We start from the raw sequence: 22,095 nt of genomic DNA on the forward strand, positions 1-22,095 counted from the left end.
AGCTCGGTTTCTTTTTACCTATACCCTATTTTGCTTCAGCTTGGGTCTTTTTCTCTTCAAGTTCTTCCCATCGCATAAATGCAGTTTCAAGTTCTGCTTCCGTATCCGCTAATTCTTTTAGCTTTGCATCCGTTACATCATGGGCTTGTTGGAAAAAGTGAGGGTCACCAATTTCAGCTTGAAGTGCGGTAATTTTCTCTTCGAATTCTTCCAATAGCTGTGGAAGTTGTTCTAACTCACGTTGTTCTTTGTAAGACAGTTTAACGGATTTTGGCTTTTGAGAAACAACGTCATTTTTAACCGCACTTTCCTGTGCTTTTGGTGTTTCTTTTTTGACTTTTTGAGCTTCTTGCTCTGCTTTCATGGCAAAGTAATTGGCTTGTTGTCCTTTTGCATCAAAGAAACCGCCCACGTATTTATTCAATACACCGTCGCCTTCAAAGAAATAACACTCCGTCGCAACGTTATCAATAAACTGACGATCATGGCTGACAATCAACAAGGTGCCTTGATAATCCGTGAGGATTTCTTCCAATAATTCTAAGGTTTCTACATCCAAGTCATTGGTTGGTTCATCGAGAATCAGTAGATTATTCGGTTTCAGTAATAATTTAGCCAATAACAAGCGATTACGTTCACCACCAGAAAGGGCTTTGACAGGTGTCATGGCGCGTTTTGGTGGAAATAAGAAATCCTGCAAATAGCCCAACACATGACGTTTTACACCATTAACCTCAATATCCTGCTTTCCATCAGCAACGTTATCCATTACCGTTTTTTCTGGATCAAGATCAGCACGATATTGGTCAAAATAAGCGATATCTAATTTTGTACCGCAATGAATGCGACCACTCGTTGGCTTAATTTCACCTAATAAAAGTTTAATAAATGTGGTTTTTCCGCAACCATTTGGGCCAACCAATGCAATTTTATCGCCACGTAAAATGGTCGTACTGAAATCTTTGAGAAGTTGTTTGCCTTCAATTTCATAGTTCACATCTTCCATTTCAAATACTATTTTGCCAGAGCGACTCGAGTTATCTAATTGTAACTTGGCGGTACCCATCACTTCACGACGTTGGCGACGTTCTTCACGCATCGCTTTTAAGGCGCGCACTCGTCCCTCATTACGCGTACGGCGAGCTTTAATACCTTGACGAATCCACACTTCTTCTTGCGCTAAACGTTTATCAAATAATTCATTTTGCAACGCTTCAACACGCAAATTCTCTTCCTTGGTCGTAAGATATAAATCATAGTTGCCCGGATAGGACACCAGTTTACCGCGGTCCAAATCGACAATACGGGTCGCCATTTTGCGGATAAAAGAACGGTCGTGGGAAATAAATACAATACTTCCGCTAAATTCTAATAAGAAGTTTTCTAACCATTCGATTGCATCTACATCCAAATGGTTGGTCGGTTCATCTAATAACAAGACATCAGGATTACACACCAACGCACGAGCAAGAGCGGCTTTACGCAACCAACCACCCGATAAATCGGCTAATTTAGTATCGGGATTTAACTCGAGCTTTTGCAGGACTTCATTGATTTTATTTTCAAACTGCCAGCCGTTGGCATGCTCTAATTTGGCTTGTACTTGCGCCAGTTGATTAAGAATTTGCTCGCTATAATTTTGTGTCAACTCTTGCGAAATATGGTGATATTCCTTTAACAAATCCGCTAAATGCTCAATCCCTTCCGCCACATAATCAAATACATTCCCTTCAGCGTGGCGAGGCGGGTCTTGTTCTAAACGTGAAACCACTAAATCTTTTTCATACTGCACTTTACCGTCATCCATGGTGACTTGCTGTGCAATAATTTTTAATAAAGTCGATTTACCTGCCCCGTTACGCCCCACCAAACACACGCGCTCATTGGGTTCAATATGCAATTCGGCGTGATCAAGTAAAGGATGATCACTAAAAGAAAGATAAGCGTTAGTTAAACTAATTAATGCCACAAAATTGTCCTATAAATTCAAAATATCAATAAAAATAACCGAACTTTAAAGCTGGTGATAAACCTTTAAGGCATAGGCATCTGACATGCCCGCAATATAATCACAAATAATGCGTTTTTTGCCCTGTTCTGGTGCATTTCTCCAGCGATTAGCGGTATTCGTTGGCAATAAACGTTCTGGATCAGACTCAAAAATCTGGAACATTTCTGTGAGAATACGTTGTCCTTTATATTCAATACGTTGCGTTTCTACATGGCGAATCACGTATTTCCACACAAATTTTTTGAACACATTTAATGCAGCAATCACATCTTGCGGTAGTTCTGCGTTATAACGTAACAAAGGTTCATCAAAATTGCCGGTGACTTTCCAACGTACATGAGTAATAAAGAAATTCACTAATGCACCAATGGCATTTTTACGTTCAAAATGATGATTGGAGAACAATCGTTGGCTGACTTGCTCTATATTTTTTGCCAGCCAATCCGAAGGAATCGTTTTAAGTTCATCTAAGGCTTCTTGCCATTGATGTTGATTTACTACACCGGTCACAATCGCATCTTCTAAATCATGTACGCCATAGGCAATATCGTCTGCCAACTCCATAATGCTACAATCTAACGATTTAAATTGTGTTTTTAAAAACTCGACAGGATTTGACCGCACTTTTTGAAATGAACCAAATAAAGTGCGGTCATTTTCAGAAAGATTTTGCAACAGCCAATCAAACATTGTGACGTCATCACGGAATAACCCTTTTCCTGGTTTCCAATCACTAATTTTGACATAACGCGGATCAGCGCTTTCAGTATGCGGCAACTGGACATATTGAGGGGAAGATAAGTCTAAAATATTCGGATATTTCACCACGCCTAAAATAGCACGACGCGTTAAATTCATCCCTGCTGTTTCAGTATAAGGCTCAAGTTTAGTAATGATACGAAATGTCTGCGCATTGCCTTCAAAGCCGCCATGATTCCGCATCATATAATTGAGGGCCACTTCCCCACCATGACCAAATGGTGGATGGCCAATATCATGCGCAAAGCACAAACTTTCAATTAAATCATTACTTGGTAATAAAGGTTTGAGTTGTTTCTGTAATTCACTTTTTTCAATATGAAGCTGGTCTGAAATAGCAACATAACTTTCCGCAAATTTTAATTGGGAAACAAGGCTGCTACCGATTTGTGCCACTTCAAGGGAATGGGTTAAACGAGTGCGATAAAAATCATTTTCTCCCACAGCATGAATCTGTGTTTTGGCTTGTAAACAACGGAAAGCGGCAGAATGTAAAATCCGTCCGCGATCACGACGAAAGGGAGGTCGGTGATCTTTTTCGCGAGGCGGATCAGGAAGGAAACGTTCAGTCCAAAAATCAGCTAATTGGGTTCTCATAAAAATAAACGAATAACATAGAATACTAAGGGCGCTAAAATAGAACTCATAATACCGCAAAGTACCAAAGAAATCGAACTATAACTACCCGCTTTTGGATCGGCTTCCATACAACTTACCGTACCTAATGCGTGAGAAACCGCACCAACAGACAAACCCACTGCTTCTTGTTGTTTAATCCCAACTTTTTTCAAGATGAGATAACCAAAAACGGAGCCTTGTAAACCGGCAACGACCACACCTACCGCAGTCACGGCGGGAATACCGCCTAAATGCGAAGACACTTCCATCGCAATAGGGGTAGTAATCGATTTTGGTAATACTGTTGCTACCATTTCAGGACTTGCGCCTAAAATAATAGCAAAAATAGCCCCTGTAAACATTGAGAATATCGAAGCCAATATGACGACTGAAAGGATAATTTTCCACTGTTTGGCAATTTGACGAAGTTGTTCATACAACGGTAACGCTAGTGCAACAATACTCAACCCTAATAAATTATTAATCGGCGCATTTCCTGTCATATAATTATCATAAGGAATACCTCCTACCTCTAAGATAAAAACGAGAATGGATACAGTAAGTACGAAAGTATTGAAAATCATGGACTTCCAACGTTTACTAATTTGTAATGCGAGCCAAAATCCAAAAATCGTTAAACCAGTATAAAGATAAATTGCATACTGCATAATAAAACCTTAGTCTGCCTGAAAATTACGTTTCTCTAATACTTTCTGACGTTTATGAGCAAAAGATTGCTTGTAAAACAAATAATTACCCCAAAATGCGATAATAAAGAGCGTCAGAAAAGTACTGAGAATATTTGGAATGAGTAAAATTTTCCATTGAGAAACAAGTAAATCATAATATTTGATAATGCCTACACTCACTGGCACAAAAAGTACTGCCATATACCGAATTAACAAACTAGAACCCAAATAAATCCATTCTAAACGAATGATACGAGTGGTTAATCCAATAAAAAGTATTAACAATCCCCAGATGCTGCCAGGAATTCCAACAGGCACATACTGCGAAATCAAATTGCCGAGTAGCAATATAATGTATAAAATCACGAGCGAGCGAACAAGTTGAACGCCTTTTTGGAGTAACATATTTCCTCTTTCAACTTATTTAACAATAATTCAAATTTATTTTACGCTTTTTTTGTTAGAATTACCCTCTCTTTTTAGTTAAATATTGCGATATAGATCAAAGAAATTCCAAATGATTAAAAATGCTTTCTTATTTTTAGCCCTAATTTTGACCGCACTTTGGACGCAATTTTCAGTCGCTACTGAACGCCAAATGGCATGTTGGGTTGTAGGTGTCAGCGATGGCGACACCTTAACTTGCCTTTTACCCACTAAAAAACAACTCAAAGTGCGATTACAAGAAATTGATGCACCGGAAAAAGGCCAACCATTTGGAAAGAAAGCCAAACAATATCTTTCACAACTGGTTTTCAAACAAAATGTGACGTTGTCCGTTTCTGGTTACGATCGTTACCAACGTATTTTGGCAACGGTTTACCTGCAAGAACAAAACATCAACTTAGAAATGGTAAAAAACGGCATGGCGTGGGTTTATCCGCAATATGTTAAAAATCCACTCTACTTTCAGGCACAAGATTTTGCCCAACAACAAAAAATTGGCTTATGGCGAGATTCCAACCCTATTGCCCCTTATGAATGGCGAAAACAGAACAAAGCAGGCAAACATGGAGGTCAACATGGCTTTTGATTATCAATCATTTAAAAATGAATTTCCTTATTTTAAATCGTCAAATGCCGTGGTTTATTTGGATAATGCGGCAACAGCATTAAAACCTCAAGCACTAATTGATGCAACAAGTACTTTTTATCAATCGGCAGGCTCCGTGCATCGTAGTCAGTATGAAGCCGCACAAACAGCACAATATGAAAATGCCCGTCACTTAGTTAAAACCTTAATTAATGCAGAAGATGAAAAAGCAGTGATTTGGACTTTAGGAACGACGCATAGCATTAATTTAGTCGCTAATGGTTTACTCCCCTCTTTGCATACAGATGACGAGATTTTAATTAGCCAAGCAGACCATCATGCTAATTTTGTTACGTGGCATGAGACAGCGAAAAAATGCGGGGCAAAAATTCAAGTATTGCCTATTTTGGATAATTGGTTAATTGATGAAAATGCCTTAATTGCAGCCTTAAATGAGAAAACCAAATTAGTGGCGCTCAATTTTGTTTCCAACGTAACGGGAACAGAACAACATATCCAACATTTAATTCGAGTAATCCGTCAACATAGCAATGCGCTCGTTTTAGTGGATGCCGCTCAGGCTATTAGCCATATACAAATTGATTTACAAGCATTAGATGCGGATTTTATTGCCTTTTCTGCACATAAAATTTATGGGCCAAACGGCATTGGCGTATTAAGCGGAAAATTAAGCTCACTTTCCCTGCTACAACCGCTTTTTTACGGTGGAAAAATGATTGAGCGCGTATCCCATGAATGTATTACTTTTGCCGATTTGCCTTATCGACTAGAAGCCGGCACACCAAATATTGCGGGCGTGATTGGCTTTGGTGCAGTGCTAGATCGGCTCAAAAAATGGGATTTTCAGGCCGCCGAAACTCATGCCATTGAGCTTGCCGAGCAAAGTAAAGTGCGGTTAAAAAACTATCCGAATTGTCGTTTATTCAATTCACCGCAACCGAGTTCAGTAGTTTGTTTTGTCTTTGATGGTATTGCAGCATCTGATCTTGCTACCCTCTTAAGCGAACAAAAAATTGCATTGCGTGTTGGTGAACATTGTGCCCAACCTTACTTAGCCCGTCTTGGTGAACGTACCACATTAAGACTTTCTTTTGCGCCTTATAACAGCCCACAAGATGTGGAAGCTTTTTTTGCGGCATTAGATAAATCCTTAGAGTTATTAACATGCTAGAAAACATTAAACAGGCAAAAAATTGGGAAGATCGCTACCGTTTTATTATTCAAACCGGTAAGCATATCTCTCCTCCCTCTCCAGATGAATTAACTCAAATGCGATCAATTCAAGGCTGTGAAGCGGGACTTTGGTTTAAGGCTATTCCACAAAATGATGATACGTTTCAATTTCAAGCTTACAGCGAGGCACGTATTATGAATGGTCTGTTATGGTTGTTGTTACAAAACATCAACGGCCAAACCCGAAACCAATTACAACAATTTAATATTCGTCAATTTTTTGATGAGCTTGGTATTGCCTCTCGCTTAACTGCAACCCGTTTAAACGGTTTAAAACAAATCGAAGAAATCTTACACAATCTGTAATTATGTATCTGATCGAACCTTTTTTTAAATTGACCGCCTTAGAAAATGATATTGGGCAACAAAGCCGTTTGCTCAATGCCGTCATCGACCAATGGCGTTATAACGGACAAATTATCGGCCGTGAAATCCCGCTTTATTTGATGGAGGAAGACAGCGAACAAGGTTTTGCAATGCGCGTTATTTGCCCTGAGCAAGATAGCCTTTTACCCGAGAATAATAACCAAACTGTAAATCTGGCGATGGAAAATGCTGAAAAGTGCGGTCTAAATTTTCAGGGTTTTCAAATTATTGCCGATGATTTAAATGCAGACAGCACCGCAGAATGCAGCCATCCTGCATGGCAGATGCTTTATACCACACATTTGCAATCTTGCTCGCCATTGCATAGCGGAGATGATTTCTCCCCAATTCCACTTTATAAACAGCTAAAAAATCAACCGCACTTAAGCCAAGATTTGATTAAATGGCAGGAAAATTGGCAGGCTTGCGATCAGTTGCAAATGAATGGTTCAGCTTTAGAAAAAGAAGCATTAAACGAAATCTCCGAGATTAATAGCACGCTCTGTAAACATGGACGCTACCTTGCTACTGAAATCGAAAAAGAAAGTGGCATACCGACCTATTATTATTTATACCGTGTCGGTGGACATTCTTTAGAATCGGAACAACAACGCTGTTGCCCGCAATGTGGTGGCGATTGGACATTAGACGCACCACTATTTGATGTAATTTACTTTAAATGCGACCAATGTCGATTAGTCTCGAATGTGTCGTGGAATTTTTTATAACGCTTTCGTCATTCAGGAAAACAAATGAACTATCAAGATAAAAGCCTTCAATCTTTAAAACTCGGTCAAGCAACAGAATATGCTGCGAATTATGACCGCACTTTGTTACAACCCGTGCCTCGAAAACTCAATCGTGATGGCTTAGGCATAACTGAACAACAGCCATTTTCCGAAGGGGCGGATATTTGGACAGCCTACGAAATTTCTTGGTTAAATCCAAAAGGTTTGCCACAAGTAGCTATTGCCGATGTGGAAATTGATTATCGCAGTGAAAATTTAATTGAATCGAAAAGCTTTAAACTCTACTTAAATAGCTTTAACCAAAGTAAATTTGCTGATTTTGCTAGCGTAGAACGCACTATGCGTGAAGATCTAAGTGCTTGTGCTCAAGGCGAGGTCAAAGTACGTTTGCATCCTTTATCCCATTATCAAGGACAAAGTATTGATACTTTACCGGGCGATTGCATTGATGATCAGGATATCGAAATCCACAGCTACGAATTTGATGCAGACATTTTGCAAGATTGTACGTCCAATAACGTGGTGGAAGAAACCTTAGTAAGCCATTTATTGAAATCTAACTGTCTTATCACCAGTCAGCCGGATTGGGGAACCGTGCAAATTCATTATGTGGGTAAGCAAATCGATCGCGAAAAACTTCTCCGCTACATAGTGTCTTTCCGTCAACATAATGAGTTTCACGAGCAGTGTGTCGAGCGTATTTTCTGTGACTTGATGCATTACGCCAAACCAGAAAAACTCACCGTCTATGCGCGTTATACGCGCCGTGGTGGATTGGACATTAATCCATTCCGTTCGAACTTTGAGGAAATTCCACAAAATTTACGTTTGGCAAGACAATAAGTAAAAAGAAAAAGTGCGGTGAAAATCAACCGCACTTTTTACTTTATACGTGACGTAAATCGTGAGCTTGTTGTAATAACTGACGACTTTCTTGCAAGAATTGATCAGAATATTCCCCAAACCATTCTCTCACTTGATGGAAAGCATCAATAAATCCTTGACGATCGCCTTTTTCAAAGAATTGTAACGCTTCTTCATAGGTTTGTTTCAAACTTTCAATCACATCTAAATTTTCTGGCTTATCCATAATAATATCTGCATAAAGTGCCGCATCTTGAGCAAATAGACGACCAATCATAGCTAATTCCAAACGATAAATCGGGGAAGATAGCGCCAATAAATTGCTTAAATTGACGGGCTGTTTAGAAAGATGCAGACCATTCGCAAAGGTAGAAAAGTGACGTAATGCTTGAATGTACGTCATATTGTGATCATGCTCAGCTGCATCAATTTGGTAAATTTTTGCACCCCAGATTTGAATTTGCTCCAGTAACCATTCATAACACTCACTAAAGCGCCCATCACAACACACAACCACTTGTTTTGCCATGCTCGCAATATCAGGGCCAAACATTGGATGCAATCCAACTACCGCCCCTTTATGCACCTCTAACATTTTAGCTAATGGAGCACGTTTCACGGAGGTGAGATCCGCCAGTAGCATATTTTCCGTTAAATAGGGTTTTAAACGTTCTATGGTTTCTAACGTGTGATCAATTGGCACGGAAACAATGACAACATCTGCATTCGTTAAAATGCGTTCTGCCACATCCCAATCATCCAGATCTAAAATAGAAATAGGATAACCAGAAGCGCGCAAATAGCGGGCAAGTAATTGCCCCATTTTTCCGTAACCGCCGACAATAACAATTTTGTTAATGGCTGGATTCAGGGTTTTAAAACCAAACTGATTTTCATTGGAATACGATTCACGCATGAAACGACGAAGCACATCTTCGATAAGTTGTGGAGAGATTCCCGCTTTCGCCGCCTCTTCTCGGCGCGCTTGTAGCATTGCTAATTCACGTTCTGGCGCATAAATTGGTAAACCTTTTTCATGCTTAACCTCTCCTACCTGGCTTACCAGTTCGAGGCGTTTAGCAAAAAGTTGAATCAGTTCACGATCGAGCGCATCAATTTCCTGACGTAAATGGTTAAGGACATCCATAATTCACCTGTAATATCTTATTTACATTGATTGCAATTAAAAGGTTACAGGTGAGATTACTGGAATTAAAACAGAAAGGCAAATGGTTAGAGAGATTGTGTAATCAAACGTTGCGGACGAATTACATTGTTATCATCGATAAGTGCCACGCCTAAAAAGATATTCTTATCAGAAAACAACCGCACTTGACCATGTAACTTGGCTTCATTAGCAAATTTGACTCGTTGTCCAAAGCAGATACCTTTACTTTGCTCGGCATTTAGCTGTAATGCGGGTAGTTTACTGACCGCTGTATCTGTCGGTAAAAGATGTTGATCGAGTTGAGCAAGATCATCTTGCTCTGCAAGCGTCTGCAAAGCATCCCATGTCATCATCTTTTCTGTTGGGTAATCGGCCACTGCAGTTCGACGTAACACGGTCACATGAGCACCACAACCTAACACTTCACCTAAATCATCCACTAATGTACGAATATAGGTTCCTTTCGAACAATGCACTTCTAAAGTTAAAAAAGGTGCTTGATACTCGATAAAGTTTAGTTCAAAAATCGTGATAGGACGGGCCTCACGTTCTACCGTAATGCCTGCGCGAGCATACTCATATAATGGTTTTCCATTGTGCTTTAACGCAGAAAACATAGTCGGCACTTGCAAAATATCACCACGGAATTGTTCAAGTGCGGTCAAAATTTGTGATGTTTCCACATTGACAGAACGAGTTTCTACCACTTGTCCTTCAGCATCCGAGGTATCCGTACGCTCACCTAGTTTTGCTGTAACCACATAGCGTTTATCTGCATCTAATAAGAATTGGGAAAACTTTGTCGCTTCACCTAAACAAATAGGCAGCATACCGGTTGCCAATGGATCGAGCGCACCGGTATGCCCTGCTTTATTCGCTTGGAATAGGCGTTTAACTTTTTGCATAATGTCATTCGATGACATGCCTTGTGGCTTATCTAATAAAAATACGCCATCAATATCACGCCCACGTTTACGAGGTCTCGACATTAGTCATTTTCCTCAACGTGTTTTTTCTCGTCTTCACGTACCACGTTTGTCACTAAATTAGACATACGCATCCCTTCAACTAAGGATTGATCGTAGAAGAAACGAATTTCCGGCACAATGCGTAAGCGCATCGCTTTACCCACTAATGAACGGATATAAGGTGCTGCTTTTTCTAACCCTTTCATGCCTTGTGCGATCGCTACTTCATCATGATCAAACAAAAATGTGACAAACACTTTTGCATAAGCTAAATCGCTTGATACCTCCACATCAGACACGGTTACCATGCCAATACGGGGATCTTTCACTTCACGCTGTAAAATGATGGCGATTTCTTTTTGTAATTCTTGTGCAACACGATCGCTGCGTTTAAATTCTCTTGCCATAATATTTCTCTTATTAAAAAGCGGTCAAAAATACGTTGAATTTTGACCGCTCTTTTTATCGATTAGATTGAACGTTTAATTTCAACGACTTCAAACACCTCGATTTGGTCGCCGACTTTTACGTCATTGTAGTTTTTAACGCCGATACCACATTCCATACCATTACGGACTTCAGCAACGTCATCTTTAAAGCGACGGAGAGATTCCAATTCACCTTCAAAGATTACCACGTTGTCACGTAATACGCGGATTGGATTGTTACGTTTTACTACACCTTCAGTCACCATACAACCCGCGATTGCACCAAATTTCGGATGTTTAAACACATCACGCACTTCAGCCAAGCCGATGATTTCTTGTTTGAATTCTGGTTGTAGCATACCACTCATCGCGGCTTTCACATCATTTAATAGTTCATAAATGATGGAGTAATAACGAAGGTCAATGTTTTCTGCTTCGATAATACGACGAGCAGAAGCATCCGCACGTACGTTGAAGCCGACCATAATCGCATTCGAAGCAGCTGCTAAGGTTGCATCAGTTTCAGAAATACCACCTACACCAGAGCCCACAACTTTCACTTTCACTTCGTCAGTAGAAAGATCTTGTAACGATTGAATAATCGCTTCCACAGAACCCTGAACGTCCGCTTTCACAATGATGTTCAGTTCAGCCACATCACCTTCAGTCATATTGCTAAACATATTTTCAAGTTTCGCTTTTTGCTGACGAGCAAGTTTCACTTCACGGAACTTACCTTGACGGTGTAATGCTACTTCACGTGCTTTTTTCTCATCACGTACTACAGTTGCTTCATCACCCGCTGCTGGCACGCCTGAAAGACCTAACACCTCAACAGGAATAGATGGACCGGCTTCATCGATTTCTTTACCGTTTTCATCGCGCATTGCACGAACACGACCATATTCAAAACCGCAAAGTACGATATCACCTTTACGTAAGGTACCAGATTGAACAAGAATGGTTGCAACCGGACCACGACCTTTATCAAGGTAAGATTCAATCACTACACCGCTTGCCATGCCGTCTTTTACAGCTGTTAATTCAAGTACTTCTGATTGAAGTAGGATGGCATCTAATAAGTCATCAACACCGGTACCTTTCTTCGCAGAAACAGGAACGAATTGCACATCACCACCGAATTTCTCAGAAATCACTTCGTGTTGAAGTAATTCTTGTTCTACTCGGTCTGGATTTGCTTCTGGTTTATCAATTTTGTTCACTGCAACCACTAAAGGCGCACCCGCTGCTTTCGCGTGTTGAATCGCTTCAATAGTTTGAGGCATCACACCATCATCTGCCGCAACCACAAGAACTACGATATCCGTTGCTTTCGCACCACGTGCACGCATTGAGGTAAATGCGGCGTGTCCTGGTGTATCTAAGAAGGTGATCATTTTGCCGTCATCCATTTCTACGTGGTATGCACCGATGTGCTGAGTAATACCACCCGCCTCACCTGCTGCCACCTTCGCTTTACGAATATAGTCAAGTAATGAGGTTTTACCATGGTCAACGTGACCCATAATCGTTACAACTGGTGCTCGAGTCACTTTTTCTGCGTTAACATCACGATCGCCTAATACTTCTTCTTCAAGTTCATTCTCATTACGAAGAATCACTTTGTGACCTAATTCTTCAGCCACTAATTGTGCCGTTTCTTGGTCAAGCACTTGGTTAATGGTTACCATTTCGCCCATCTTCATCATTGCTTTGATGATTTCAGTCGCTTTGGTTGCCATTTTGTTTGCTAATTCTGCAACGGTAATGGTTTCACCAATAACAACATCTTGTTTCACAACCTGAACAGGTTTTGTGAAGGCTTGTTGTAATGCTGCACCTTTCTTACCATTTTTACCTTTACCGAATTTACCGTCTTTTTGATTTTTACGGTTAGATTCGCGCTCATTTTTATTGCCGCCTTTCACGTCATCGCGTTCTTTTTTCGCTTTAGCGACTTTATTTTTGCCGCGACCGCGATTTTCATTACGGCGTTCTTCTTCGTCTTCCGCTTCTAAAGCATAACGAGAGCTTAAATTGTAATCAGTATAATCTTCTGATGCGCTTTCATTGCTTGACGTATCCGCTTCAGCATAACGTTTAGCATCCTCAGCTGCTTTACGTGCTTGCTCTTCTGCCTTTTGGCGAGCCAGCTCTTCCGCTTTGCGACGAAGTTCTGCTTCTTCCGCTTTACGTTTTTCTTTTTCTGGATCAACAGATTTAGGTTTATTTTCAACCGCACTTTGTGCTGGTTTCGCTGCCTTTTCTGCTTCAACCTTCGCTTTTTCAGCTTTCGCTTTTTCTGCTGCAGCTTTTTCAGCAGCTAAACGTGCTTTTTCTTCTGCCGCTTTCTTCTCTGCTTCTTGCTGTGCTTTTAATTTTTCTGCCTCAGCGGCTTTTCGCGCAGCATCTGTTGGCACAGTGCGTTTTTTACGAACTTCAACTTGTACCGCTTTTGCTTTACCGCCAGCTGTTGTACTGCTTACGGTTGTTTTTGTTCTGCGTTGAATACTTAGTTTTTTCGGTGCATTCGCATCCGCATTTTTTACATCTTCAGTCATTATTAAACTCCTTACTCTTCGCTAAACCAGCAAATATTACGCGCAGCCATAATAAAGTCAGCGGCTTGCTCTGCGGTTAATTCTTCGATATCAGCTAAATCATCTACACCTTGCTCAGCAAGTTCTTCAAGCGTAGTAATTTGTTTTTCAGCTAATTTAAAGGCAATGTGACGATTCATCCCTTCAAGATTTAATAAACGATCTTCAATATTCGCTTTTTTCAAGGCTTCTTCTTCAGCTGCAGCAGCTGCAGTAATGGCATCTTTTGCGCGACCTTGTAATTCTTCGATAAGATCTTCATCTTCTAAACCATCAATTGCACTCAGTTCGCTCACAGGAACATAAGCCACTTCTTCTAATGAAGTAAAACCTTCATCTACTAAGATTTGAGCAAACTCTTCATCAAGACCTAATTTATCCATGAATAAATTTAATACTTTAGTATCTTCTGCTTGATGTTTCTCATTTAATTGTTCGGTAGTCATGACATTTAATGTCCAACCGGTTAATTGTGTCGCTAAACGTACGTTTTGACCGTTACGACCAATTGCTTGTGCTAAGTTGTCAGCATTAACAGCTATATCCATTGAGTGATTATCTTCATCTACGATAATTGAAGTCACATCAGCTGGTGCCATTGCATTGATCACATATTGTGCTGGATTGTCATCCCAAAGTACGATATCCACACGTTCGCCACCTAACTCGTTGGTAATCGCTTGAACACGTGCACCACGCATACCCACACATGCACCAACTGGGTCAATACGTTTATCATTAGATTTCACCGCAATTTTCGCGCGAGAACCTGGATCACGTGCCGCACCACGGATTTCAAGCATTTCTTCACCGATTTCTGGTACTTCAATACGGAATAACTCGATTAACATTTCAGGTTTTGCACGAGTCACAAATAGTTGTGCAGTTTTGCTTTCTGGATTCACTTTATAAAGCACACCACGAACACGATCACCTGGACGGAAGTTTTCACGAGGAAGCATATCTTCACGCATAATCACGGCTTCTGCTTTATTGCCTAAATCTAAAATGATGCTTTCACGATTTACTTTTTTCACCGTACCCGTAACAATCTTACCTTCTTCAGAACGGAATTGCTCAACCACTTTTGCACGTTCTGCTTCACGGATTTTAGTGCTGATTACTTGGCGAGCAGTTTGCATTGCAATACGGTCAAATGCGATAGACTCAATTTGGTCTTCAACATAATCACCAAGTTGAACATTCGGATCTTCAAATTGTGCCGCTTCTAATGTCATTTCTTTTGTTGGCACTTTAACTTCATCAACCACCAACCAACGACGGAATGTATCAAATTCACCCGTTTTAGGGTTGATAGACACGCGAATATCGGTTTCATAGTCATATTTCTTCTTCGTTGAAAGTGCAATCGCACTCTCTAACGCTTCAAAAATCTTTTCACGTGGTAATAACTTCTCGTTAGATACTGCTTCAGCAGCTAACAAAATCTCTTTACTCATTTTCCTTTTTCTCCTTTAAAATTTTGCGATTACATTGGCTTTTTGAATGTTGCCAAAAATAAGAACTTGTTCCTGACCATCAACAATAAGTGTCAACATGTCATTTTCAATTTTTTCCAATTTACCTTGCCATTTACGACGATCTAAAACAGGAATACGTAAATGCACAGCGATATCCTCGCCCACATAACGTTGGAATTGTTCAAGCGTAAATAGTGGACGATCAAGACCTGGTGATGACACTTCGAGGTTATATTTATCCGCAATTGGATCTTCCACGTCTAAAATCGCGCTCACTTGACGACTTACATCAGCACAATCATCAACGCCTACGCCACCGTCTTTATCAATGAATAAACGTACGGTCATAAAACGACCTGCACGTTGGCATTCAATCCCCCAAAGTTCGCAGCCTAAGTCTTCTACTGCACCTTGAAGCATCTCTTGCAATCTTTGTTCTAATGTTGCCAATTTTTGCTCCTAATCTTAAAATTCAGACATAAAAAAAGGGTTAGGTTCCTCAATGAACCTAAGCCCAGTTTCTAAATTTCTCGTACAAAAAAACCCCAAACTTGGGGTTCTTTTTACTGAACTTGTTATTGGTTGCGGGGGCCGGATTTGAACCGACGGCCTTCGGGTTATGAGCCCGACGAGCTACCAAGCTGCTCCACCCCGCGTCCGAAATATGGGGTGTATTATAGTGTTCTAAATCAAAAGATCAAGCGGTTTCTGCTAATTTTCTTGAAAACCTAAGATTTTTGACCGCACTTTGCTTTATCTTAAAGTGAGAGTTAGAATCCAAAGCCAGTTCCAAGACCTACACCAACGCCCACACCATTACTGCCGCCACCAGCGCCAACACCCACAGAACAAGCGCTTACCAAAGCACTTAATACAGCCACTAAAAATAATTTTTTCATAGATTTTCCTTTGTTAAATGTTCAAATAACCGATAAACGGCCAATAAATCCGTTCGAGCAATTGGTTTAAACGGAAGTAAAAGATAATAAAGCCAGCGAAATCTTCTCATATATGACAACATATCAGCCCAATAAATCGTTGGACAGTGAGATTTATAATAATCAAATAATTCATTAAGCTTTTCATCATCTAAGCCTTTCACACGACACAAACTGTATAAAAATGCTAGCATATCACGTGTAATCAACCAATGTTCATTATGGCTTTTTGAATGGGATTCAAAGTCCATAAAACTAATCTGACCATCTCTCCATGCAATATCTCGTATGGCTGGACGACCATGAATAATGCCTTGTTGATGAAGATTAATCAATATCTCCATCGCTAAATGCAAAATATGTGATTTTTCTGTCCAAGACAACGTTTCATCATTAAGCCAGATGTTCAATGTTGGCCCTGCATCTTCCAATACTAAATAATCATCACCGAAATCACATAATTTAGGTATTGGTGCACCAATATTATTCAGGTGCTGAAGAATCTCACATTCTTCTTTAAAATGTTGCTTTGGATGCGGTTTTAATAATAACCATATCCCTTTTAATTGCTCGGGTTGTTTTAACCAATAATGTTTCCCTAAATATTCAAATTGGAAAACACGTTCCCCACGGTGTTTTTCAAGAAGCTTCTGCACATGCTCTTTAAATGACGAAGTCATAATCTCTACTTAAATTTTTATTGTATAGTGAAAAGATAAGCGATACATTCTACAAAATTTTTATTCTTTTTCAATCAAGGAGAAAAATATGCATTTTTTGAAAAAAGTACTCGCCGTACTGATATTAGGTTTCTGCACGCTATCCGTGCAAGCCTCTCCATTCAGTATTGGCGAGCAACAAATTAACCAGTATTTAAGCGAAAAAGGCACGATTAGTGACAAGCTCGGTATCCCTGGATTATTTTCTGTCGATTACGCATTGAAAGATTTGGTGACTCAAATCGGGCAAACTGAAAGTAATCGTGTTGAAATGAGCGGTTTGGTTGATACGCTTATTCGTTTATCTGGTAAAACCTACCCAGCTAAATTGCATTTAACCTTTGATGCCGTTCCAGAGTATAACGCACAAGAAGGTGCACTCTATTTAAAAAATCTGCGAATTTTACGCTGGTCTGGCGAACCTAATAGTGCCATGGAGCAACTCCAAGATGTTATGCCGCTATTAAGCGATGGTGTAGCAGCCTTATTAAGTCAGATGCCGGTTTACACCTTAGATGAAAGTGATATGAAACAAATGCTCATTAAGAAATTTGCCAAAGAAATTAAAGTTGAAAAAGGTCGATTGGAATTAATTGGTGGAATGTTTTAACAAAAAGGGCGTATTAAACGCCCTTTTTTATAACTCAATGATAGCTCGCAAACCTTGAGTGTGTCCGTTATCTTCAATATTTTCCAGGCGGAAACGGTAATGGTGCAATTCTGCGATTCTTGCCACAATAGACAATCCAAGCCCACTTCCCTTTTCATTTTGTCCTGCCGGACGATAAAAACGCTGCCCTAATTTTGCTAATTCTTCTGGGTCAACACCACCGCCATTATCTTCGATAAGAATCTTACGCGGCTGCAAAATCAAACGTACCTGAGTACCTTGCGGACAGTATTTAATGGCATTATCCAATAAATTTCGTAGCATTTGTGCAAGTAATAATGGCTGTCCTTGCTTAACGGCGGGTTCTCCTTGATGATCAAACTGCAATTCGATTTGGCGTTGCTGCGCACTGAAATATAACTCACCGATAAGTGAAGTTATCATTTCTGACCAACGAATCGGTTCCTGACGATTTAATTCTTTAAGATTATCTAATCGGGAAAGCGTAAGAAGCTGTTCGATTAATTGAGTTGCTCGGTCGATACCTTGGGTTAAATGCGCTAAAGCCGTTTCACGTGTTTGTGCATCATCGCCAGCCAACTGTGCGACTTCTGTTTGAATACGTAATGCCGCTAATGGACTGCGTAATTCATGTGCGGCATCGGAAACAAAACGTCTCTCCCGTTCCAACTGCTCACCAGTACGCGTAAAAAATTGATTTAAATTTTGAACTAACGGTAGAATCTCTGTCGGCACATCATCATCTTCTAATAACGATACATCACCTGGTCGGCGAGCTTGTACGTTTCGACTCAATCGATTAATCGGTTTTAATGCACGATAAATCACAATAAACGCGACCAATAATAGTATTGGTAATCCAGCAAACCAAATCCCTGTTTGGCTGAAGACCATTTTATTGACTAACTCTTCACGATATTCTAACTCTTGACCTACGGCGATCACCAATTCACCATTACCAACAGGTTGCCAATAAATCAACCATTCATCGTCATCATCTAAAATATGCGCTTTACTAAAACCAGTTTTATTTTGAAAAATAAATTTATCGCCATTATCACCATCGGTTAATAATCTTTCACCTTTGTTAGAAAATATGGCAAAGGCTAACGCATCATTATCGTAATGACGTTTCTGTGATTTAAATCCACCACGTGGAAAGTTCGCATTTTCGCCCAATAATACATTTTTCAAATCAGAAGCTGCCAAACGCTCGGCAAAAAGTACTTGTTGTGCATTAAACACATCTTTGACTTCTTTTTTAACAACCGTCCAAGCAACAGCCGTGGCAACGCACCACACACAAAGTGCGGTCAAACTTAAACCGATTAAGAGACGGAAACTCAGTCGTTTATTTTTCATTAACTTGTCCTAAAGCATAGCCTACACCATGTACAGTACGAATAAATTGTTTACCCAGCTTTTGACGTAAATTATAAATATGTACGTCCAATGCACCGCTACTTAATTCTTCATCCCAATTTGACAGTTTTTCTTCAATAGTCGCACGTGAAAGCACTCGTTCTTTATTCAGCATAAAAAGCTCGAGTAATTTATATTCACGTCCAGTTAATGTAATTTCATCCTCATTCAACCAAGCCTTACGCTGTGCAGGATCGAGTTTGACATTGCCATGCTCAATCTGTGGTTTAACTTGCCCATAACGACGACGAATTAATGCTTGCAATCGCACCACCACTTCAGCCAAGGCAAAGGGTTTGCAAAGATAATCATCCGCACCTTGTTGAATGCCTTTAATGCGTTCATCCAATGTATCACGTGCAGTTAAGATCAACACTGGCACATCTTGATTATTTGAACGCCATTGTTTTAATACCTCCAAACCATCTAGTTTAGGCAGGGTTAAATCCAATACCACTGCATCATAAGGCGCGCCGATTAAGGCGTTTAATCCACTTTGCCCATCAGTAAACCAATCTACAATAAAGCCTGATTTCGTTAAACCAATTTGCAGACCATTGCCGATGAGAGGATCGTCTTCTACTAATAAAACTCGCATAATATTGACCGCACTTTTCTTAAAACGAAAAAATGGCGGGCTTTTGCCCACCACTTCAAATTATATGAATTATTGCGCTTTTTCAACGCTAATGACTTCAAGCTCTGCTTTTTCAAAAGCGTCATTATCTAATTTACCGTAAACGCGGATTTTATCCTGAGGTCCCACATTTAAACCATTCCAAACACGGTTTTTAATTTCCAATTTGATTTGGTCTGTACCATCGGTAAAAAGATATTCATCACCATCAATTTGTTGAGTGATGTTACCTACTAAGGTAATCATAGAATTATCTTTCGCAGATAATGCTTGTTTAACAGTAAGTTGTTGACCTTGATCACCACCTTGGAAGCCACCTTGTGCAGTGTTGCCATTAAAACCAGCAAATGCCACTGAAGTAGATAAAGCTAAAAGAGTCGCTAAAGCAAATTTTTTCATCATGTTCTCCTAAATAGAATTAAGCATAAATTAATCATGTTTCAAAGCGAAGGATTATCCTCATTGCCGCCTTGTTGATGCTTATTAAACACAACAAATCTTAATGAAATCTTAAGCAACCTTAAGATTTTTAAATTTTTTTAAAATCACCAACAAAATCGCTCATTCACCAAGTTATCTTGGCGTTCTTTCTCCCATTTTGCTTTATTTTCAGGATTAGCAAAATAGCGGTCTTGCTCAACTAGGCGCGCATCAAGTTTTGCCTCTGCTTCTTTTAATGCCTGTTTTCTATCTGGATGTTTGCTTGGTAATTGAGGTAAAAATACAGTCTGATATGGGTGATTTTTCGCCCAGTCAATCGCATCTTGCGATGCCTTGTGTTGCTTATTCAAATCACAGAACGCATAGGGATTAACATGTTGCCCGACTAATTGCCCAAATGCCGTGTTATTCGATACGGTTAATTTATCTAAATCCAACACATATAACGCGGTGATTAAACGGTTTTGCCCACGATAAAACCATTTTACCGCTTCATCACGCAAGCCAAAATCATAAGCACGAGCAGAAAGTGCAAACATTGTCATCGGAGAAACAAAATCCACTTTTTTCTCAATAATATTGACCGCACTTTCAAAATCTTTTTGTGTATTTTTCAGTAATAACGCATCAATATCTTTGTTCACATTAATCTGTTCAAGTCGCCCATCTCTGGCATCGTAATAAGGCTTTACATACATATCAATATGCTTAACCGGCTCTTTTGAAATGGTGCTACAAGCCGTTAATAAAAGCGCGGTTGAAATTAACGTTAATTTTAGAAAGGTTTGCATGTTCTTCCCTTATGATGAATATTAGCTCGCTATATTACAACAAAAGAGCCGTGAGTTTTACTTCTCTTTCTTCTATAATGAGCAAAATTTTGTTTTATTTTGTTTCATGAAAATTCATCTTATTCAGCGCAAAATCACCTTAGATTTCGATAACCAAACTTCTCTGCTTAACTTTTTAGAACAACATCAAATTCACCATGAATATCAATGTCGTTCAGGTTATTGTGGTTCTTGCCGCGTGAAGATCAAAAAAGGCAAGGTATCTTACGCCGAAGCGCCCCTTGCCTTTATTCAACCCGATGAGATTCTACTGTGTTGTTGTCGGGTGGAAAGTGATATTGAATTGGAACTGTAATTCATTAAAACTTAACGAACTCTGCCCGTATGCAATTTTACTATTTTTTAGGTGCCAGTAAATAACTAAAAAATATAATTACAAAAAATATAAATACTGAAGGTTTAAAAGTGTCTTCAAAGATAAACCTGTAGTTTATATTGGGTGCCTCTAAAACAATTCCACCAACTATAATCGCTATAGATATACCCAAATAAATAGCTAAAAAAGCAATAAGTAAGGAGAAAATACTCTTCATCTTTTTCCTGTCTAAATCAAAGATTCATCATGCAAAAACATAACGATCCACACATAACATGTACGGATCGTTATTTAATAAGTGAATTAAAAAATCCTATCTACTCTTTATAAATTATTCAAATCCAACACGTCTGTCATATCAAACAATCCGTGAGATTGTTTTTCTAACCATTTACCTGCACGAACTGCACCATTGGCAAAGGTCATACGGCTTGATGCTTTGTGAGCAATTTCAACGCGCTCACCAATATCCGCAAACCATACACTATGTTCACCCACGACATCAGAGGCACGAATGGTAGAGAAACCAATTTCATCACGTTTGCGTTCGCCTGTAATGCCTTCGCGACAAAATACGCCATGCGTTTTCAAATCACGACCTAGGGTTTTCGCAATGTGTTCGCCCATAGAAAGTGCGGTACCCGATGGTGCATCCACTTTATGGCGGTGGTGTGCTTCAATGATTTCAATATCACAATAATCGCCCATCACTTTGGCAGCTTTTTCTAATAGTTTAAACACCAAATTCACCCCTACGCTGAAATTTGAGGCAAATACAATGGCGATTTTTTCTGATGCGGCTTGAATTGCGGCTTTACCTACATCATCAAAACCTGTGGTACCAATTACCATCTTTTTATTATTAGCGACACAAAATGCGATATGCTCAAGCGTGCCTTCCGGACGCGTGAAATCAATCAGCAAATCAAAGTTGTCTTTTTCTGCATTTAAATCATCTGATACTTTGATACCTAATGCACCAATACCCGCAAGCTCACCGGCATCTGCACCGACTAAAGAGGAACCCTTACGTTCAAAAGCCGCACCTAATTCTGTTCCTTCTGCATTATGTACGGCTTGAATTAATTGACGCCCCATTCTTCCGCCAGCACCGGCGATCGCAATTTTTAATGTCATGTTTTGTCCTTTTTT

At 39.7% G+C, this 22,095-nt stretch carries 24 protein-coding genes and 1 tRNA gene; 7 read left to right on the top strand and 18 right to left on the bottom strand.

The features are described 5' to 3' along the window. Positions 1 to 25: 25 nt before the first annotated feature. The 4 genes from HMPREF3263_RS04430 to HMPREF3263_RS04445 are packed head-to-tail and all read right to left on the bottom strand — an operon-like array spanning position 26 to position 4,482. Complete coding sequence (locus HMPREF3263_RS04430) at positions 26 to 1,969, bottom strand: ABC transporter ATP-binding protein (protein ID WP_070853021.1); 1,944 nt, start codon at positions 1,967 to 1,969, stop codon at positions 26 to 28. Between the two features lie 45 nt (positions 1,970 to 2,014). Beyond that, the gene (locus tag HMPREF3263_RS04435) at positions 2,015 to 3,367 is read right to left on the bottom strand and encodes an anti-phage deoxyguanosine triphosphatase (RefSeq protein WP_070853022.1); all 1,353 of its coding nucleotides are present in this window, start codon (positions 3,365 to 3,367) and stop codon (positions 2,015 to 2,017) included. Beyond that, on the bottom strand, positions 3,364 to 4,056 hold the full coding sequence (locus tag HMPREF3263_RS04440; protein WP_070853023.1) for a CidB/LrgB family autolysis modulator: 693 nt from the start codon (positions 4,054 to 4,056) through the stop codon (positions 3,364 to 3,366). Before HMPREF3263_RS04440 ends, HMPREF3263_RS04435 begins: the two co-directional genes overlap by 4 nt. A gap of 9 nt (positions 4,057 to 4,065) precedes the next feature. Next, the gene (locus HMPREF3263_RS04445) at positions 4,066 to 4,482 is read right to left on the bottom strand and encodes a CidA/LrgA family protein (protein ID WP_065243244.1); all 417 of its coding nucleotides are present in this window, start codon (positions 4,480 to 4,482) and stop codon (positions 4,066 to 4,068) included. A gap of 112 nt (positions 4,483 to 4,594) precedes the next feature. Between HMPREF3263_RS04445 and HMPREF3263_RS04450 the strand changes: the two genes are divergently transcribed. From HMPREF3263_RS04450 to queF, 5 genes are read left to right on the top strand one after another with little or no spacing between them, the layout of a single operon-like run. Beyond that, a complete protein-coding gene (locus tag HMPREF3263_RS04450; RefSeq protein ID WP_005699019.1) occupies positions 4,595 to 5,110 on the top strand; it encodes a thermonuclease family protein in 516 nt (171 codons plus the stop codon). Further along, entirely contained in the window at positions 5,100 to 6,302 is a 1,203-nt protein-coding gene (locus tag HMPREF3263_RS04455) for a cysteine desulfurase (protein WP_070853024.1), read from the top strand. The genes HMPREF3263_RS04450 and HMPREF3263_RS04455 overlap by 11 nt, the downstream gene beginning before the upstream one ends. Next, positions 6,296 to 6,670, top strand: coding sequence for a SufE family protein (locus HMPREF3263_RS04460; RefSeq protein WP_049375676.1), 375 nt, complete (start codon positions 6,296 to 6,298; stop codon positions 6,668 to 6,670). The genes HMPREF3263_RS04455 and HMPREF3263_RS04460 overlap by 7 nt, the downstream gene beginning before the upstream one ends. A gap of 2 nt (positions 6,671 to 6,672) precedes the next feature. Next, positions 6,673 to 7,458: a Zn-ribbon-containing protein gene (locus HMPREF3263_RS04465; RefSeq protein WP_049375675.1), complete on the top strand. Its 786-nt coding sequence runs from the start codon at positions 6,673 to 6,675 to the stop codon at positions 7,456 to 7,458. 24 nt (positions 7,459 to 7,482) lie between these two features. Further along, entirely contained in the window at positions 7,483 to 8,322 is an 840-nt protein-coding gene (gene queF, locus HMPREF3263_RS04470) for an NADPH-dependent 7-cyano-7-deazaguanine reductase QueF (RefSeq protein WP_005699002.1), read from the top strand. A gap of 43 nt (positions 8,323 to 8,365) precedes the next feature. Here queF and tyrA read toward each other — a convergent pair whose 3' ends face one another. The 9 genes from tyrA to HMPREF3263_RS04515 form a co-directional block, all read right to left on the bottom strand. Next, positions 8,366 to 9,490 carry a bifunctional chorismate mutase/prephenate dehydrogenase gene (gene tyrA / locus HMPREF3263_RS04475; RefSeq protein ID WP_005699053.1) on the bottom strand — a complete coding sequence of 375 codons (1,125 nt, stop codon included), beginning with the start codon at positions 9,488 to 9,490 and terminating at the stop codon, positions 8,366 to 8,368. An 86-nt stretch (positions 9,491 to 9,576) separates the two neighbouring features. After that, on the bottom strand, positions 9,577 to 10,500 hold the full coding sequence (gene truB / locus HMPREF3263_RS04480) for a tRNA pseudouridine(55) synthase TruB (RefSeq protein WP_070853025.1): 924 nt from the start codon (positions 10,498 to 10,500) through the stop codon (positions 9,577 to 9,579). Beyond that, positions 10,500 to 10,886 carry a 30S ribosome-binding factor RbfA gene (rbfA, locus tag HMPREF3263_RS04485; protein ID WP_005696020.1) on the bottom strand — a complete coding sequence of 129 codons (387 nt, stop codon included), beginning with the start codon at positions 10,884 to 10,886 and terminating at the stop codon, positions 10,500 to 10,502. The genes truB and rbfA overlap by 1 nt, the downstream gene beginning before the upstream one ends. 62 nt (positions 10,887 to 10,948) lie before the next feature. Continuing rightward, positions 10,949 to 13,468 carry a translation initiation factor IF-2 gene (infB, locus tag HMPREF3263_RS04490; protein ID WP_070853026.1) on the bottom strand — a complete coding sequence of 840 codons (2,520 nt, stop codon included), beginning with the start codon at positions 13,466 to 13,468 and terminating at the stop codon, positions 10,949 to 10,951. Positions 13,469 to 13,479: 11 nt separating this feature from the next. Continuing rightward, on the bottom strand, positions 13,480 to 14,967 hold the full coding sequence (gene nusA / locus HMPREF3263_RS04495; RefSeq protein WP_049375303.1) for a transcription termination factor NusA: 1,488 nt from the start codon (positions 14,965 to 14,967) through the stop codon (positions 13,480 to 13,482). 15 nt (positions 14,968 to 14,982) lie between these two features. After that, positions 14,983 to 15,438, bottom strand: coding sequence for a ribosome maturation factor RimP (gene rimP / locus HMPREF3263_RS10675; RefSeq protein WP_005699059.1), 456 nt, complete (start codon positions 15,436 to 15,438; stop codon positions 14,983 to 14,985). 129 nt (positions 15,439 to 15,567) lie between these two features. Next, positions 15,568 to 15,644, bottom strand: a tRNA-Met gene (locus HMPREF3263_RS04505). Positions 15,645 to 15,758: 114 nt separating this feature from the next. Then, a complete protein-coding gene (locus tag HMPREF3263_RS10865; RefSeq protein WP_005696016.1) occupies positions 15,759 to 15,887 on the bottom strand; it encodes a hypothetical protein in 129 nt (42 codons plus the stop codon). Next, a complete protein-coding gene (locus HMPREF3263_RS04515) occupies positions 15,884 to 16,606 on the bottom strand; it encodes a BUD32 family EKC/KEOPS complex subunit (protein ID WP_005699036.1) in 723 nt (240 codons plus the stop codon). Before HMPREF3263_RS04515 ends, HMPREF3263_RS10865 begins: the two co-directional genes overlap by 4 nt. A gap of 88 nt (positions 16,607 to 16,694) precedes the next feature. On the opposite strand from HMPREF3263_RS04515, the gene HMPREF3263_RS04520 reads away from it, so the two are divergent. Beyond that, positions 16,695 to 17,255, top strand: coding sequence for a YceB family lipoprotein (locus tag HMPREF3263_RS04520; RefSeq protein ID WP_005698953.1), 561 nt, complete (start codon positions 16,695 to 16,697; stop codon positions 17,253 to 17,255). Positions 17,256 to 17,282: 27 nt separating this feature from the next. On the opposite strand, the gene qseC is transcribed toward HMPREF3263_RS04520, so the two are convergent. The 4 genes from qseC to HMPREF3263_RS04540 form a co-directional block, all read right to left on the bottom strand. Next, positions 17,283 to 18,638 carry a quorum sensing histidine kinase QseC gene (qseC, locus tag HMPREF3263_RS04525; RefSeq protein ID WP_005699039.1) on the bottom strand — a complete coding sequence of 452 codons (1,356 nt, stop codon included), beginning with the start codon at positions 18,636 to 18,638 and terminating at the stop codon, positions 17,283 to 17,285. Next, positions 18,628 to 19,296: a response regulator gene (locus HMPREF3263_RS04530; protein WP_032804152.1), complete on the bottom strand. Its 669-nt coding sequence runs from the start codon at positions 19,294 to 19,296 to the stop codon at positions 18,628 to 18,630. The genes qseC and HMPREF3263_RS04530 overlap by 11 nt, the downstream gene beginning before the upstream one ends. Before the next feature lie 69 nt (positions 19,297 to 19,365). Next, complete coding sequence (locus HMPREF3263_RS04535) at positions 19,366 to 19,734, bottom strand: YgiW/YdeI family stress tolerance OB fold protein (RefSeq protein WP_032804149.1); 369 nt, start codon at positions 19,732 to 19,734, stop codon at positions 19,366 to 19,368. A gap of 146 nt (positions 19,735 to 19,880) precedes the next feature. After that, positions 19,881 to 20,567: a hypothetical protein gene (locus HMPREF3263_RS04540; protein ID WP_005696010.1), complete on the bottom strand. Its 687-nt coding sequence runs from the start codon at positions 20,565 to 20,567 to the stop codon at positions 19,881 to 19,883. Positions 20,568 to 20,673: 106 nt separating this feature from the next. Between HMPREF3263_RS04540 and yfaE the strand changes: the two genes are divergently transcribed. Continuing rightward, the gene (gene yfaE, locus HMPREF3263_RS04545) at positions 20,674 to 20,922 is read left to right on the top strand and encodes a class I ribonucleotide reductase maintenance protein YfaE (RefSeq protein ID WP_070853027.1); all 249 of its coding nucleotides are present in this window, start codon (positions 20,674 to 20,676) and stop codon (positions 20,920 to 20,922) included. A gap of 345 nt (positions 20,923 to 21,267) precedes the next feature. On the opposite strand, the gene dapB is transcribed toward yfaE, so the two are convergent. Next, entirely contained in the window at positions 21,268 to 22,080 is an 813-nt protein-coding gene (dapB, locus tag HMPREF3263_RS04555; protein ID WP_005696006.1) for a 4-hydroxy-tetrahydrodipicolinate reductase, read from the bottom strand. Between the last annotated feature and the right edge of the window lie 15 nt (positions 22,081 to 22,095).

Origin of the sequence: Haemophilus sp. HMSC61B11 (genome assembly GCF_001838615.1) — a bacterium.
Taxonomy (GTDB): domain Bacteria; phylum Pseudomonadota; class Gammaproteobacteria; order Enterobacterales; family Pasteurellaceae; genus Haemophilus_D; species Haemophilus_D parainfluenzae_AD.

What these genes read in the sequence shown, in the direction of transcription:
- HMPREF3263_RS04435 (WP_070853022.1), bottom strand. Translation starts at nt 3,367, where the DNA reads ATGAGAACCCAATTAGCTGATTTTTGGACTGAACGTTTCCTTCCTGAT.
- HMPREF3263_RS04440 (WP_070853023.1), bottom strand. Translation starts at nt 4,056, where the DNA reads ATGCAGTATGCAATTTATCTTTATACTGGTTTAACGATTTTTGGATTT.
- HMPREF3263_RS04445 (WP_065243244.1), bottom strand. Translation starts at nt 4,482, where the DNA reads ATGTTACTCCAAAAAGGCGTTCAACTTGTTCGCTCGCTCGTGATTTTA.
- HMPREF3263_RS04450 (WP_005699019.1), top strand. Translation starts at nt 4,595, where the DNA reads ATGATTAAAAATGCTTTCTTATTTTTAGCCCTAATTTTGACCGCACTT.
- HMPREF3263_RS04455 (WP_070853024.1), top strand. Translation starts at nt 5,100, where the DNA reads ATGGCTTTTGATTATCAATCATTTAAAAATGAATTTCCTTATTTTAAA.
- HMPREF3263_RS04460 (WP_049375676.1), top strand. Translation starts at nt 6,296, where the DNA reads ATGCTAGAAAACATTAAACAGGCAAAAAATTGGGAAGATCGCTACCGT.
- HMPREF3263_RS04465 (WP_049375675.1), top strand. Translation starts at nt 6,673, where the DNA reads ATGTATCTGATCGAACCTTTTTTTAAATTGACCGCCTTAGAAAATGAT.
- queF (WP_005699002.1), top strand. Translation starts at nt 7,483, where the DNA reads ATGAACTATCAAGATAAAAGCCTTCAATCTTTAAAACTCGGTCAAGCA.
- tyrA (WP_005699053.1), bottom strand. Translation starts at nt 9,490, where the DNA reads ATGGATGTCCTTAACCATTTACGTCAGGAAATTGATGCGCTCGATCGT.
- truB (WP_070853025.1), bottom strand. Translation starts at nt 10,500, where the DNA reads ATGTCGAGACCTCGTAAACGTGGGCGTGATATTGATGGCGTATTTTTA.
- rbfA (WP_005696020.1), bottom strand. Translation starts at nt 10,886, where the DNA reads ATGGCAAGAGAATTTAAACGCAGCGATCGTGTTGCACAAGAATTACAA.
- infB (WP_070853026.1), bottom strand. Translation starts at nt 13,468, where the DNA reads ATGACTGAAGATGTAAAAAATGCGGATGCGAATGCACCGAAAAAACTA.
- nusA (WP_049375303.1), bottom strand. Translation starts at nt 14,967, where the DNA reads ATGAGTAAAGAGATTTTGTTAGCTGCTGAAGCAGTATCTAACGAGAAG.
- HMPREF3263_RS10865 (WP_005696016.1), bottom strand. Translation starts at nt 15,887, where the DNA reads ATGAAAAAATTATTTTTAGTGGCTGTATTAAGTGCTTTGGTAAGCGCT.
- HMPREF3263_RS04515 (WP_005699036.1), bottom strand. Translation starts at nt 16,606, where the DNA reads ATGACTTCGTCATTTAAAGAGCATGTGCAGAAGCTTCTTGAAAAACAC.
- HMPREF3263_RS04520 (WP_005698953.1), top strand. Translation starts at nt 16,695, where the DNA reads ATGCATTTTTTGAAAAAAGTACTCGCCGTACTGATATTAGGTTTCTGC.
- qseC (WP_005699039.1), bottom strand. Translation starts at nt 18,638, where the DNA reads ATGAAAAATAAACGACTGAGTTTCCGTCTCTTAATCGGTTTAAGTTTG.
- HMPREF3263_RS04530 (WP_032804152.1), bottom strand. Translation starts at nt 19,296, where the DNA reads ATGCGAGTTTTATTAGTAGAAGACGATCCTCTCATCGGCAATGGTCTG.
- HMPREF3263_RS04535 (WP_032804149.1), bottom strand. Translation starts at nt 19,734, where the DNA reads ATGAAAAAATTTGCTTTAGCGACTCTTTTAGCTTTATCTACTTCAGTG.
- HMPREF3263_RS04540 (WP_005696010.1), bottom strand. Translation starts at nt 20,567, where the DNA reads ATGCAAACCTTTCTAAAATTAACGTTAATTTCAACCGCGCTTTTATTA.
- yfaE (WP_070853027.1), top strand. Translation starts at nt 20,674, where the DNA reads ATGAAAATTCATCTTATTCAGCGCAAAATCACCTTAGATTTCGATAAC.
- dapB (WP_005696006.1), bottom strand. Translation starts at nt 22,080, where the DNA reads ATGACATTAAAAATTGCGATCGCCGGTGCTGGCGGAAGAATGGGGCGT.